Below are 14,198 nucleotides of genomic sequence, written 5' to 3'. Positions count from 1 at the left end.
CTTGATTGGATGACGCTAACGAGAGAGATAACCTTCTCAAATATAGCAAAGAAGCCATTCAGAGCGTGATCTTCGTACGCTCTCAATTGAGTGACGTCGTTCGAATTCGTCGTTGGGATGCGCATAGAGCAATTCGCTCTCACCATCATCGTAATTGCTCTCAGGACCACCGATGATGAGATCTAGCTCTCGGCTGATACCACCGATCGCAATCGTCTCCAGATAGCGCCCATCCTAGTCGAATTCGTCCATAGTATCGAAGCTCTCGAATGCGAGGACAACATCGACATCGCTCTCTCGTGTGACTTCCTTCGTCGGGGTCACAAAACTGCCCGTGAGCCATGCACTGAGAAGGCGATCCCCGTTGGCTTCGAGTGCATCTCGGATTGTGGCCACGTTGGTCTGCTTTTGTTATCGCCCATTGCAGTGGAGTATCGGTAATTGGTTACTGTGATACAGGCACTAAGTCGCGATGCCGGAACCAGACATCGATTTCCTCACCATTGGTTTCGATGCGGTAACTATGGGAGTCTAGCTCGCGCCCAGTTTTGTCTCCAAGAGTGTCCTGCAGGACATCCGTGATGTTGCCTTCCTTCCTGTGGTGTTCGCTGTCGGGGTCAGTCTCTGAGACGTAGACCTGTACGTCGTCGCCCGGTTGGTAGGGGGTCGCTCGCAGGGTTGAACGTATCTCCAACTATCATTGTCCCTCGGGGTTTCGTATATAACCGTCAAGTTTCGTCTCGGGGTGTGTGATGATGAGGTCCAACCCAACAAGGGTACTTCTGAAACCATCGACGAATCGCTTTTGACGAAGAGTCAATAAAATCAACTTAATACCCGATCGTGACTCAGACACAGTGTGACTACAATTCGAGAAGGAGGGTCTCGTGAAACTGTCATCGGAGGATGAGATCAACATCGGTCGGGTCGCCATCGAACTCTGGAAGGTTGATCTTGAGTCCGTCTTCGATCCGAACGTGATCGTACAAGCCCATCGCGTCTGACGGTATCTACTTCCCCGTCAATACACTTACTCGTCCTTGTGACTATTTCTCACAACGCAAGTAGCAGTGACCAAGCTGCTGATTGAGCGAAGGAGATCTATCGATCAATGGCTCAATTTCAATAAGTAAAATGGCGTCATTTAGTTGGTTATTCTACCATTGCTGCAGTGAGTTCATCTGCCAGCCGAGTTCGTTCAGATCTACCGATGCCGACGGATTTGAAGTGACTTATTAGTGCTTCTCTCGCTGCACTCTGGTCTGGTTCCTCTTTGCCGATTATTTGTCCTGCTTGCCAAACGATCGAGTCGATTCGAAGGAGTGAGATATGTTCGTTCAATAATTCACTTGTTAAAGCCATTACTTCGGCCCAAGCTTCGAGAATATTCGTAGTTTTATCAGTATTGATGATGCCAGACGTTCGGGAGACTCGTTCCACTTGAAGATCACATGGGATCGGAATATCGTGGGGGAATTCTAGGTACTCGCCGTGACGAATCAGATGCGCAATGTCGAAGATCTTCATCGAGAGGACAACCGTCTTCTTGTGTCGCTCGTTATTTAGGCCATAGGCAAGTTCGTTCCAGACTGTGACTGGAGCTACAGTGCGATGATTTTCGACGAACCATTGTGGGAACCCCGAGTTGAACAGTGTAGTTAGTCGACCTCGTTTCATGCTGTTGAATCGGGCATTCACGGAGGCACTCATGAAGGCATCCATGATCCCTTCTACGTCCTGAATGGACGCTAACTCGCCGTGGTCAAGCGCGACCTCTGTGAGCTTCTTCCAAAAGCGTTGTGCGTTGCCGTTCAATTGAAAATCTTCAGTCGTAGTGACGATGCCGAGTAACTTGACGTACGTTTCGTCGTCGTACTCATCGTAGAGGGTTGTGAGCGTATCGTATTCTGGTTCCGTACGGTCGAATGCAGCGATTCCATCATGGCCGAGTGCAGCTAAGGCTTCTGCAACTGCCGTCACTCGATTCTGATTCATACAAGTGAGAGTATTATTGTAACAGGATGTGTATATAATTATCTGAGAATCAAAAGAATCGCTTGAGGGCGTCCGCAAGTTCTCGTTCAATTTCGGATGCTTGCAAAATTTTGATTTCGTTGTCTTGCTGATCGTCGAGTGAGGCAGTCTCTTCCACGAGATCTTGAATGACTAAGAGCCCGTTCCATCCATCACCGAAATACTCTCCCGTGGATTCTCTATCATCGTAAACGAATTTGTCGTCCTGCTGGAGAAACGCAAGGTACTCGAGCGTCTCTTTGATTCCTTGTCGAATCGTTTTCGTGTTCGTGCTGTTTTTGACCTCGGTGATGAGGTAGTCGTGCTCACCATCGGGGTGGGTAATTTCGAGAACGATGATATCGGGCCGACCAGTGTGCGTTTGGAAATTGCGATCTTGGAAGTAATCGTTCGCAATGTCGAAACCGGTCGTGTGCACTTTCTCAGTTCGAGAGAGGTCGTCTTGATCATCCGGAAACGCTCGGAAGGAGAGACCGCGCTTCGAAGCGGAGTTGTCGTGATAGACCGCGATTTCAGTTCCATCATCGTTCGTGAGTTGGGCGACCTCTTGGCGGCCGGTTTTGATCGTCTCAAACTGTGCGTTCGTCTCGTGGAGTTCTTCGAGGGTTGCGATAAAGCGAAAGAGAACGAAGAGTTCGAGCAGGGTTTCGTCGTCATCGGGTGTAATCGCCGTTTCGGTGAGCAGTGTCTCAAGTTGCTCGCGGTCACCCTCGAACAACCGGCGGCGCTGTTCGAGCAGCGCTGCAGCATCACGGTAGATAGGATGGCGTGATTCGGATGCGGTATTGACCATCCGATCAGTTGGTTCGTATGCTTTCGGCTTTCGGATCCGACGCACGTGGACGTTCTGTTCTACTATTCGTCGGAGATGGTTGACGAGCGTTGCATCCCAGCGGTCGTTCACCCACGCATATTCCTTCTGGAGATACTCGTCTGCCTCACGAAGCGTCTCGTAGATGATGGCAACGACGCGCTTGAACACGAGATTTTCGTCAGTGTCGTAATCCTCGGTTCGATTATCGCAGACGAAGACAGACCGATCACCGGGATTCTGTGCGTAGCGCTGTTTGATGGTGGCACTCCAGTTGATCTTCCCATCGATCGTCCCCCGTCTCGTCCGGGTGATCGACTCGGTGTCGGTCTGGAGGTTCCGAACGCGTTGAGGAAGTTGCTCGACGAATTCAATCACGCTTGGCGAGAGGATGAAGTGGAGATCCAGCAAGAGCTCATATTCGGTGAAACGCTCGTCAAGTGCGTCGGGTTTGATCGCGTTAGCGAACTCCCGCTCTGGGAACGCCCCGTGCATGACGTAGGCGAGGATGTCCTCAGTCAGCTGATCGAGGAGATCGTCTCTATCCATCGCTCTTGATGATGCTTACTTGGAGCATATCACGGGCTGCAGTATCGAGCAGTTGACTGTCGATTCGATCGACTGCTGCGAGTTCGGTGACCACCTGTTTGCGCTTCGGGACGCCTTCGAGTTGTGGCAGGATGTAGCTGATAACAGCCTGTGTGAGTCTTTGTTCCCACTCGAGACCGGTTGTTTCGGTGAGGTAGGCGATGATGTCTTTGACGACCGCGGGACCAATAGCACGGTCGTCGATAGCGCCGTTAGCCGCCTGCCAAACGTGTCCAACGTCCAGCAAGGGTTTAGAGTGGTCGACGTCGAAATCGATCGTGTGGACTCCCCACGCGTCCATGTACTCGTTGAGAAGTGGGCGGAGGTCGCTGTCATTGAGGTCTACAAGGTCAGGTTCAGGGACACGAATGAATGCAAAGCGCCGCATGAATGCGTAGCTCATCTCGTAGAGGGAGGTTTTGTCGTAAGTGTTGAGCGTCGCAAACAGCGTCCATGATTCTGGGATTCGGTATTCGTGTGGTTGTGAGAGGGCGTTTCTATTGGCTGGTGCGAGGTTGACTTCCTCACCATCCTTGGTGTATGGGAGTTGGACGGACTGTCCGGAGAGCACTGTGAACAGTTGGCCAAATGCTTTGTCGATATCGGCGCGATTGAGTTCGTCGATAACGAGTGAGTCGTTCTTCTGGGTATTCGTTTTCCTGGATTTGAAGCGATTGAGAACGAGTCCAGGTGTGAACTCGAGGTTGTTACCCGAGTCAGTGTCGTCTTCAGTGGGCATGTAACCACCCACGGTATCGAAGGTAGACCAGTCAGAGGTCGCGGTCGTCAGTTGTGAGCCGGTGTAGAGATAGGGGTAATACGCTGCGAGGTAATCGGCGACTCGCCGAGCGATTTCGGTCTTGCCTGTTCCTGGTGGGCCAGTGAAGACGATGTGTTTTCCGGAGCGAAGCGCGCCTTCGATTTGGGCGAGGATGGCTTCGCCCTGGTTGTTTGGGAAGTAGAGACCATCAAGAGTGTTGTTGGCGATATCTCCATTGAAGGATTTATGCAGGGCAACTGGTGGGACTTCTTCGAGGTGGTCAGCGAGTGCATCTGCTAGCGCGAGTGCTTTGGCATGGTTATCGGATGTCTCGAGTGGTTCGATAGTGTGGTTCTGGGGAAAGTCACTGTCAGCGACTTGGTTGCAGAGGTAGTCTGCTTCGGCGATATCGAGAGCATTTGCGGTGAGAGCTTCGAGATCGTTGTCGATTGTCGAGGGTGCTTTTGCTGTCAAGGGCTGTGTGTGATCGATGGCGTCGAAATCACCAGCAAGGTACAGCCGTTCGAAGGTAATGAGGTTGGAGTGTTTCTTGCCGTCTGACCCGGTTTTGTGTTCGTCGTGCCACCATGCTTCGTCTTCAGGTTTGGTCGTTTTTGCTCGGACGATACCAGCACCGAGAATGCAACTACCCTGATCGGCGAGTTCGTTTCGACTTGGACTTTCCCGTGAGTGGAAAATAAGAACGTCGCCAGCTTCGATATCTGACCAGGACGGTCGGTCGTTGTCCTCTAAGCCCACAGCAGCGTGTTCGTATGCCGTCAGCCAGTAATCTGGTGGTGAGGTGACCTTGTAGACGGAGTGGGGCGTGTTTTGGAGGTGTGTGATGAGGTGGTGGTCGGGGTTGGAGAGTGGTTCTTCCTCGTTGCCTTTCTCGAGGAGATAGTCCCCCGCTTTTTTGCTCAAATTGAACAGATACTGCTGATTGACGCCCGCTCGATTGATCGGGTAGTACTTCTCGAGTCGAACATCTTCTCGCCAGAGGTAGGGAAAGACATCGACGAACTGGAGAGGGGTATCGAAGGGATGGACGTCGATGTCTACTCGTCGTTTCTCTTCATTCTCATCTGCGACGAGATAGGCTGGTTTAGTGACCTCCGAGTAACCAACGACTTCGCCGTCAACATAATTAAAAACGATATCCTCGATTTCGAGCTTCTGGAGGTCGTAGTTCGGAAAGCTGGTTCGAGGAGCTTGGAGATATCCCGCCTCGAGTTCTTCGTGGCTTTGGTTTACCCAGTAGTACGGGGCAGTCTCTGTGATAGGGTCGTCATCGAGTGGATCTTTGGTGGTTGTCTGCGTATCGTATTCACTGACGAGCGTCTCCTGTCCCCCATCGACGCTGGTTGGAGTGTACTCTGTCTTGAGGGCTTTTAATGCCTTGTCAAGAGACCCGAATTCTGAACGTAATTTTTGTAGTCGTTCACTGGTGGGTCGTGTAAATCCCTGAACTCTGTACCCACCACTATAGCCGAGCAGGTCTGTGATGGCATTTGTTGGGATTGACATTTCTTCGAAGTCTATGAGTGTATATACGAGTTCGCTATCTGCATTATCCCACGCCCACTCTCCGAATTCTCGACTTCGGAATGCGTGTTGGATACGCCCTGCAGCGAAAAATCGGCCATCTTGCGAGAAGAGAACGAGATCTTCTGGTTCGATATCCTCGTGGTAGCGTTCCTTTTTGATTTCATACGTCGTCCCCCAGACGCGTGCTTTGTCGAGATGCTCTAATTCAGCAGGCAATCCTACTGCTTCAGATAGGTTAAGTGGTGTTTCGACGGTTCGCTCGAAGTGAGGAAGCCAGTGGTCGTTAACTGGATGAAAATAGAGCTTCGTCATTTAGAGGAAAAGAAGTGTGGCACTGGTTGAAACTTTCGCTTTCGATGGTAATCTGTTCTAAGAGCAACCATCTATATATTGAGCGAAAAGTTCGTGGGACTAAATAATGTTAAAATTGATGCTCAAAACATAATTCGGCATAGTTGTACGAGTACGACTTGATACCAGACTCGTCGCAAAATGACTCGAGATCAGTTGGAGACATATACGCATTGTCACCGACCTCTCCTTCAAGATGGTGGAGAAACGCGATATTGATGTTCCGATCATCGTCTTTTTCCTTAGCGACTGTGAGAACCACCGCCAAATCCGGGTCATCGTAATCGGGCTTGATAACGTAGTCACCTGGCGTAAACGGATTCTCGGCAACCTCCAGATTCGTATGCTTGTACGTGTAGAGCTTGATATCCTGGTCATCACAGTAGGAGGCGAGCTTCGCAGGATGGATTTCGCGCCAATTACCCGGCCCCTCATCGAGCATGTTCGGGAACGCAACATTCACCGCTTCGCCATCCATCTCCTGCCCGTAAGCGGTGGTGTTTTTTTCTGGGGGGAGTACCTCGACGACCACTGCAACCGACCCGTCTTCGTCACCTGCTTTCACCACGCGGTCGCCAGGCGTGAACGGGTTTTCGGGCTTCTGGTTCAGATGGGCGGTGTTCGGGCCCAGGTCGTGCAGTTCATTCATCGGACGAGCAGCAAGATGTGCGAGTTTCGCTGGTTCCTCGCCCGAGTAGGCTTCCTGCGTCGTGACTTTCGATTTCAGCGTTTCAGTTCGCTCCCAGCCGAGGAGAATAAGTGCATCTTCGTTATCTCGATGCCAGACCATGACGATGATGTCGTCGTCGGGGTCGTTTGCGAGGATGTTCGCAGGCCGGAATGCAGAGACATCCCGTGATGTTTTCACGTCGATTTTGTAGCCGAAGACCTCGAAGTCGTGGCCGGAGAAACTCTCGGAATTACAGCGCCGGATGGCTGTTTCGTTTTCCCACTCCCACATTTCGACAGGAAGGTATTCACGGCAGAACTGTTCGAACGCGAGTTCACCGAGGTTCCCGATCCGTTTGACGTCTACGTCATCGCAGCCTTGGATTACCGCTTGGTGATGGGCGCGTTCGTGGTCGATTTCGTCCGGGGTGTTGAGATACATTACATATTCGCTATTTGTCTGTGTTATGTAATTTACTCTTGGATGTTGGTTTCAAGATCGGGCTCAGCGATCGTAGACGAGATAGTACTACAGGAGATAAATGTCTGAGTGGTGAAATAAGAGCCAGCAATTCGGATCACTGATGACGAGATTCTTCGAGTGATTCGTGAATCCGAGTTTCCGGCAGTGACCGCTCGGTGGGTTGCAGATACGGTTGCAATGGAACGGCGGCCAGTCCATCAGCGGCTCGAGGAGCTGCATGAGCGTGGTGAGTTAGAACGCAGGATATTGAGTCCGCGGGTGGTTATTTGGTGGATTCCTGAGGAATAGGTACAATAGTTAGCTAAGCTAACTATTGTCGAGGAAAGAGAATAGCAGCGTTTTCGTGCATCAGTAAATGAGAAGCGTGAGTTGACGAGATCGTGGTCTTCGAGTTGGGTGAGTGCGTAGCGAACCGTCCGTACTGGGAGTAAGGTTTTCTCGGCGAGTCCACCCTGTGTGAGCGCATCGTTGTTGTATTCGAATGTCTTTACAACCAGTTTTGCACTTGGGGGAAACTCGGAAAGCACGTCAGTCGGTGGTTTTGTTTCTGTATTGTCCCTGTCATCGGGAGCGTGTACACGTTGTTGCATTGGATACCAAATGTGGGTAGTGAGTGAAGACACCGCTGATATGGCAGTGAGATCTGTCGGATTGAACCTAATCACCTCCAGCGCTGGTTTTGGTTGACTCACACAAAGAGGGAGTTCAGCCGATTTGTCCGGGGGTGTCCAACACAACGGAATAGACAATATAGAATTCTTTGTCAATATCGGGCGCCTGGACCCAGACATAGAAGCCTAGTTTTACTCAGTTTTTCCTACAGCAACAAAGTTAAACCATATAACACGAGAGTGGTAAAGAGGAAAATACTGATGCAGCTTTATCACCAACAGAATCCAAATATCGATTCTATTTCCAAGATTTGTGCTTCAATTGAACATCCTGATCCAGACGATAGTAATAATAAAGTAATATTTTCTAACCTATCTCGATTTTCTATTGAATTATCAATTCATATGGAAAATCAGGAGAAATTCAACGAAATACTACTTGAGAAGGACGATAGAGGCGCTATCGATCCTGCGATTATTAACGAATTCCAAGAGAATAAGGAAGTTATTACTGAGAAATCTACAATTATTTCACCGTCTATAGACCCGACAAATATTCGCGTCTATTGTGAAATAGAACAAACAATAGTTGGACCCTTCACAATACCTATTCCTCCATATGATGCAATAGAAACAGCAGGAGAATTACTTCGTAGAGAAGATAGTTGTGAAGAATTAGATTGTATTTCTGAGATATATGATAGGGACAATGACATGGGGGCTGCTTTTTCTTTACTTGAGGATCTAGAGAAGTGGATCACCGTTACCAATAATTTCCAAATTCTGAATGCCGCCGCGCGTATTTCAGATGATATTAAGCGAAAATTGAATGCGGATAGAATAGGTGATTTCCTCGCTTCACAACTCGCTTATTCTGATAGTAGAGTGGCCTTTGATATAATGTCTCAGAAAGAGTTGGATCGGATAATCTCAACTTGCGAATCGCTGCAATACATTCCGCACATTAACAAATTCGAGATTATAAGGAAAACAGTCCGCATGGTTCATAAAAATGGAGATATGAATCAGCTCTGGGAGCTTGAGCAGCGATTTGGACTTGCTAGTAACTATTGGAGAGAATTCTTATGGGATGAACAAATGACGGCCCTTTTAGGAAGGGCACTTATCGAAGAAGATCTTGAAAAAGTTGAGCAGATTATAATTAATTGGCTAGGTCCCTTGATAGAGGCAGATGACATTAATGACGAGATTGAGGATGCAAAAACTTTGAGCGGAGAAAAAGCGATTCGCACGTGCCAACTTCTCCTGCGTAAGGCAGCAACACTACCAGAGCAAGATCTCTATTTCGTATCTAGTCTCTATATTCATAAATTTCAGAATTCACGTGATTCACAGAATCCCCCGCTCTACCTTGATGAAGAGATGTGTAAAGCAAGATCAGAATTATCTGAGAGAGTGGGCAGCTATGGTCGCGCAAGAACAGCGAAATATCAGTACCATATGAAAAGAGGACGACGCTATCGGGCAGAAAATTACCACGAAGATGCTTGCGATGAGTTCAAACAGGCTCTTGAGCTATCTTTAGAAGAAGGTATGAAGATTGAAGAAAGACGATTTACTGCACCAGAATGGGCAATTTTCCAATTGTTTTTCACTCGTATTGAGTGGTCAAGAAGAGACGACAACTATGAGAGCGCTAAAGAGACCGCAAATGAGGGAAGAGCATTTTTAAAATCATTGTCTGTAGTCCGTGATGAGAAAACTAGACAGGATTGCATTCTTCATCTTGAAGCACTTCAATATGAATCGGAAGGAGATCAACTATTATCAAAAAATCAATTAGATGCTGCGAAACGGAGCTATGGACAAGCTATTGGCAAATATATTGCCATCAAAAGAAATGATAAGAAATCATACTTGATTCGACGACAAAAACTCATTTCCGCTCAGATAGCTGAACAACGGGGAGAATTTGCTGATGCAGAAATTGCTCACAGAGCAGTAGCTGAAAATGCAGATTCTAAATATTTTAAATCTTTTAACACCTCTCGAGCAGAAGTTTGCGCGGCAAAAAAAGCACTAGTAGATCTTGATTGGGGACAAGCAAGGAAACTCATACAACCACATCTTGATAGTAAAAATATAGCAGGTGTAGAAGCCAATCATATTGAACTCCTCTTGGACGTGCTTGATAGCTACGAGAATAACATGCAACTTAGTGCACCAGAGGTATTTGAACAATTAGAGTCTCTGCCAGAAGTTGAAGAATCTGCCGAGGAATTTCCATTTAATTACGGACATGAATACAGACCAGCACTAGCGAATATACTTGCAGCTCAGCGTCTTCAAAAGCTGGGCATTGATTCTTCTTTCCTAAATGATCTCATTGCAATATCTCTCCGGGATGTCCTCGCTCCAGACCAAGCAAAGCATACGATAGAAGAGCGGGGAGTTCATGACATTGGCTTAAGCAAACAGTGGAAATTCAAATTCCCTATACATGTCGTTAAACGGTTTCAGGAAATAGAGGCTGATGAAATAGTAGCTAGAGATAATTTCTCAGATCGAGGCCTCGCACTTCTAAAATTATTAGAACAGACTTTAGAATTTGTCGCAGACTATTATGGTCAAAAGATAATTGGGCCAAATTGGGCAGATCAATACTCACAAAATAGTGAAGGACGGCTCTCATTCGGAGCACTAAGAAATTTCCTGAATACCGAGACGATGGAAAACTGTCTCTGGATCAATAGTGTTTGTAATCTGTTTGATGAACCACTCGTAGGGGAAGAAGATGTGATAGCAGTTCGTAATATGTTAGGTCACGATCGACAATCCTGGTTATCGGAAGAGGAATATAAAGAAATTAAAAATCGAGTAACAGATATTCTTGATAGAATGGCTAGCGAGCTCCCGGTTATAGGAGAGATAGAATCGGAGCACAAATTAGGAGCGTATATATTCAAACCACATTGGGAAGATGTCCAGAAGTGGTGTTATTTACGTGTAGATACCGATCTAGAGCAAAACACGGTTTATTATCTTCCTCCAGGATCTTTACAATCGGAATCGATAGTTCAGCTGGATGCTGAAGCAGTTATTGAATGCTCTGCGAACAGAGTTTTAGACAACTTAGCAGTGTACAAGGACACAAGTGGATCTAAGGAACCGAAGATGCCATAATCTTGGGTCCATCTACAGTTGAATGATTGAACAGATGGTTATCCACACGCCAACGAGTGAGATAGCGAGAAATCAGGTACCAAATACACCCTAGCTATGGATTGGACCGAAGTTTTACGGATTGGAATTGCTAGCAATTTTTAAATTGACGATTAATAGTAGCCACAACCAGAGTACCGATTACATCCGAACAGGTTTTACCTCCTTGACACAGGCCTGAATTATTCGTACTGTTATTGTTTTATCTCATAAGTTTTCAATACACTCCATACATCGAACTCCTTCTTCTATCGTATGAAGTGGATTTTGCTTGGTGAGCTCCTGGCCGCATGATGAACACCTTACGGTATCTGTTATTCCGATTCCAACTCCATATCCAATAGTCTCGATTCGTTTTGTTTTACCCTTAGTCAGTTCGAGATCTACTTCGCCTTGCTCGTACTCGACTTCTGTCACAGTGAGGGGAGTAACCTGCACATCAAGGGAATGTCTCTTCCGGATCTCACGCTGTTGTTCAGGAAATCCTTTGTCACGACGTTCTCGCAACTCGTTGAGCGTATCCCCGATATCGTCGTATTCCGATTTGAGTTCCTTTCGTTTCTTGAGAGCCTGGACACGTGCATCCGGGTCCCCGGTATTGATCGCCTCACTCAGTTCGTTAATCTTGGACGATAGATTCGAGTGCTCTTCTTCCAATTCCTGAATCCGCTGCTGTTGCATCTGACGATACTCTTCGACTTCCGCATCAGCAGCACGTGAGGCCTCTCGATGGATTTCATCGATTCGTTCCTCAATGCCATCGAGAAGCAGGTCACGAGCCATATCGAGGAGCGGCTGCACATCCGTCTCTGTGAAGTGTGATCGATCATTAGTGTCTGTCTCCGCGTCTATCGAGGTCACTTCAAGGAACGTGTCCTCCAACTTCGGCAGATGTTCTTCTGACCGCGCGTCCATAGCAACAGCGCGTAGGAATTCTTGTTGATATTCACTGACGGTTTCGATACCTATTCGGAATAAAAACACGGCTGCTGTGCGGTCATAATACGGAGTGAACTGCGCGTTCCGCACTTCGACGGCACTGTTCTGAATCCAATCGGGGAGTTCGACATCCGTTTCACCCCCTATCGACAGTTTACCGGTTGGAGACCGTCCAATCGCTTCACGAAGAATTCGTTGGAAGAATTCGCTTTCTGGATTCAGATGCTCTGCGTTATCAACCTGATCTGAATCTTTACCACAGGCAAGTGTATGACTTCCGGCAGAGAGATCGGTCTCCGTTCCATCGGGAACCGTAACTACCCAGTGATTCTCGCTTCTTTTGATGGAACAGCCAATAGAGCGGAGATACCGTTCGGTAAACCGCTCTACTGTAGATTGTGTAACGGGGACCTCAGCATCAGTCATCGCTGGCCCCCAGATCGAAGCCCTCGAAGACACCGCTGTTGAACTCTTCCAGCTTGTTAGCAAGGTCACGTTGTTCCTGTAGGTCAACAGCCATCGCGTCGAAGTCGTTCTCAAGATCGACTTCGGAATTCGCGTTGACGAGTCGTTCGAAGATCTCGTCTTCGAAGCTCGTTCCGGATTCCTCCAACCGACTCAGAATCGAGCTCAGTTCACCAACACTCTGCTTGAACAAATCGATTTTGTGGTAGAGCCGCTCTAGTACGTACTCCTCAATAGTATCTTTCAACGCCATATTGAATATGAACACGTCCCGCTTCTGTCCGATTCGGTGAACACGTCCAATGCGTTGTTCGACGCGCATCGGATTCCACGGCAGGTCCATATTCACCAGGATATTACAGAACTGAAGATTACGTCCCTCGCTCATCGCATCGGTCGAAACGAGGATTCCGCCCTCTTCTTCGAAGTCTTTCACGATCTGTTCCTTTTCATTACTGGAGTGTCCGCCGTGGAATGCATGCACTGTGTATCCTTCCGAAGTAAGTCGGTCGAGAACTTGCCGCTGAGTCGCTCGGAACTGGGTAAAGACAATGACTCGCCCCATCTCGACATTCTCACGGGCCTCTTCAACAATGTCAAGCAATCGCTCTTGTTTCGTGACCGTATCGACCTCTTCGATTAGGTCTAAGATGGATTCCAATTCGTCCGCGTGCGTGAGCACGGACTGTTCATCGAGTCGTTTCTCGATAGTTCCCTTGAGTGCGACTGGGCTGCTAACAACCTCCTTCTGGAGAAGCATCAGCACCAACTTTTGACCCTGGTCCTGGCTGTAAGCACCTTTGACGTAGTCGGAAACCACTTGGTAGAGTTCGCGTTCCTTGGGTGTGGGTTCGAACGTTCGTGTATCGATGGTTCGATCCGTGAAGTCAATATCTGTGTCCGCTCGCCGGTTCCGAATCATTACTTTGTTCAGCCGCTCCTGGAGCTCATTCCTGTTTACGAGCGTCTCCTGATTGGTGTTCACGAAGTAGTGATGGAACACGTCGCGTGTTCCAAACAGCCCAGGTCGAAGTAATGAGACGACATTGTACAAATCCGTCAGTTCGTTCTGAATCGGCGTCGCTGTCAGGAAGAAAGCGTAGTTGTACGAAAGTCGGTCGATCAGGTCGTAGCGATCCGTCTCTTCGTTCTTGACGTAGTGTGCTTCGTCGAGGACGAGAACATCCCAGTCACGATCCAGCACCGTCTGTCGGTGTCTTTCGCTCTTCGCAGTGTCGATGCTCGCGATGATGTAGTCGTGGGCGTCAAAATCCTCAAACTCATCGTCGTAGTTACAGACAAAGTCGAGACCGAATTTCTCACGGAGTTCGGCCTGCCACTGTTTTGCTAACTGTGCAGGCGTAAGGACGAGCACGGAGTCGTCTGTCTCCCGGAAGTGCATCTCTTTGAGAATCATCCCAACCTCAATTGTCTTCCCGAGTCCGACCTCGTCAGCAAGAAGGGCTTTCCCGTCCATTTCGAAGAGGGCTCGGTAGGCTGCATCCACTTGATGTTCGAGGAGCTTGACGGAGTTCTCGTCCAGCTCTTTCAGCGACCGAAGCTCTGAATCCGGTTGTCCTGCTTGGAGTCGAGCCGCCTGAATACTCTGTAGGTGCTCACCATCGTTTCCGTCCTCCGACAACGAATCAAGGAGATCCTCAGCAGACTCGTGATTGACCTCGACATCGACGAGGTCGTAACTTCCCATACATCTGTAATATAAGGTATGCGTGAAATACGTTTTGTGACTAGAGA

General features: G+C 48.4%; 8 protein-coding genes and 1 pseudogene. 1 reads left to right on the top strand and 8 read right to left on the bottom strand.

Annotated elements, in window-relative coordinates:
* Positions 1-234: 234 nt before the first annotated feature.
* The 6 genes and pseudogenes from BW974_RS20550 to BW974_RS26695 form a co-directional block, all read right to left on the bottom strand.
* A complete protein-coding gene (locus BW974_RS20550; protein ID WP_245800225.1) occupies positions 235-396 on the bottom strand; it encodes a nucleotidyltransferase family protein in 162 nt (53 codons plus the stop codon).
* 756 nt (positions 397-1,152) lie between these two features.
* A complete protein-coding gene (locus BW974_RS20540; RefSeq protein WP_076432506.1) occupies positions 1,153-1,995 on the bottom strand; it encodes an N-glycosylase/DNA lyase in 843 nt (280 codons plus the stop codon).
* A 49-nt stretch (positions 1,996-2,044) separates the two neighbouring features.
* The gene (locus BW974_RS20535) at positions 2,045-3,394 is read right to left on the bottom strand and encodes a hypothetical protein (RefSeq protein ID WP_076432504.1); all 1,350 of its coding nucleotides are present in this window, start codon (positions 3,392-3,394) and stop codon (positions 2,045-2,047) included.
* The gene (locus BW974_RS20530; protein ID WP_076432502.1) at positions 3,387-6,053 is read right to left on the bottom strand and encodes an AAA family ATPase; all 2,667 of its coding nucleotides are present in this window, start codon (positions 6,051-6,053) and stop codon (positions 3,387-3,389) included. The genes BW974_RS20535 and BW974_RS20530 overlap by 8 nt, the downstream gene beginning before the upstream one ends.
* 109 nt (positions 6,054-6,162) lie before the next feature.
* Positions 6,163-7,203, bottom strand: a complete 1,041-nt coding sequence (locus BW974_RS20525; protein ID WP_076432500.1) for a DUF7961 domain-containing protein — start codon at positions 7,201-7,203, stop codon at positions 6,163-6,165.
* Between the two features lie 365 nt (positions 7,204-7,568).
* Positions 7,569-7,835: pseudogene (locus BW974_RS26695) on the bottom strand (hypothetical protein); the annotation flags it as partial.
* Between the two features lie 282 nt (positions 7,836-8,117).
* Between BW974_RS26695 and BW974_RS20515 the strand changes: the two are divergent.
* Complete coding sequence (locus tag BW974_RS20515; RefSeq protein ID WP_139328958.1) at positions 8,118-11,000, top strand: BTB/POZ domain-containing protein; 2,883 nt, start codon at positions 8,118-8,120, stop codon at positions 10,998-11,000.
* Between the two features lie 246 nt (positions 11,001-11,246).
* On the opposite strand, the gene BW974_RS20510 is transcribed toward BW974_RS20515, so the two are convergent.
* Both BW974_RS20510 and BW974_RS20505 read right to left on the bottom strand, forming a co-directional pair.
* On the bottom strand, positions 11,247-12,404 hold the full coding sequence (locus BW974_RS20510; RefSeq protein WP_076432498.1) for a hypothetical protein: 1,158 nt from the start codon (positions 12,402-12,404) through the stop codon (positions 11,247-11,249).
* The gene (locus BW974_RS20505; protein WP_076432496.1) at positions 12,397-14,151 is read right to left on the bottom strand and encodes a DEAD/DEAH box helicase; all 1,755 of its coding nucleotides are present in this window, start codon (positions 14,149-14,151) and stop codon (positions 12,397-12,399) included. The genes BW974_RS20510 and BW974_RS20505 overlap by 8 nt, the downstream gene beginning before the upstream one ends.
* Between the last annotated feature and the right edge of the window lie 47 nt (positions 14,152-14,198).

The organism is Haladaptatus litoreus (assembly GCF_900156425.1).
Taxonomy (GTDB): domain Archaea; phylum Halobacteriota; class Halobacteria; order Halobacteriales; family Haladaptataceae; genus Haladaptatus; species Haladaptatus litoreus.
Note: the sequence above shows the minus strand (reverse complement) of the source record. Positions and strands in the feature narration are given on the sequence as shown.

Excerpts from the sequence above, each read along its gene's own strand:
- BW974_RS20540 (WP_076432506.1), bottom strand. The coding sequence starts at position 1,995 with ATGAATCAGAATCGAGTGACGGCAGTTGCAGAAGCCTTAGCTGCACTC.
- BW974_RS20535 (WP_076432504.1), bottom strand. The coding sequence starts at position 3,394 with ATGGATAGAGACGATCTCCTCGATCAGCTGACTGAGGACATCCTCGCC.
- BW974_RS20530 (WP_076432502.1), bottom strand. The coding sequence starts at position 6,053 with ATGACGAAGCTCTATTTTCATCCAGTTAACGACCACTGGCTTCCTCAC.
- BW974_RS20525 (WP_076432500.1), bottom strand. The coding sequence starts at position 7,203 with ATGTATCTCAACACCCCGGACGAAATCGACCACGAACGCGCCCATCAC.
- BW974_RS20515 (WP_139328958.1), top strand. The coding sequence starts at position 8,118 with ATGCAGCTTTATCACCAACAGAATCCAAATATCGATTCTATTTCCAAG.
- BW974_RS20510 (WP_076432498.1), bottom strand. The coding sequence starts at position 12,404 with ATGACTGATGCTGAGGTCCCCGTTACACAATCTACAGTAGAGCGGTTT.
- BW974_RS20505 (WP_076432496.1), bottom strand. The coding sequence starts at position 14,151 with ATGGGAAGTTACGACCTCGTCGATGTCGAGGTCAATCACGAGTCTGCT.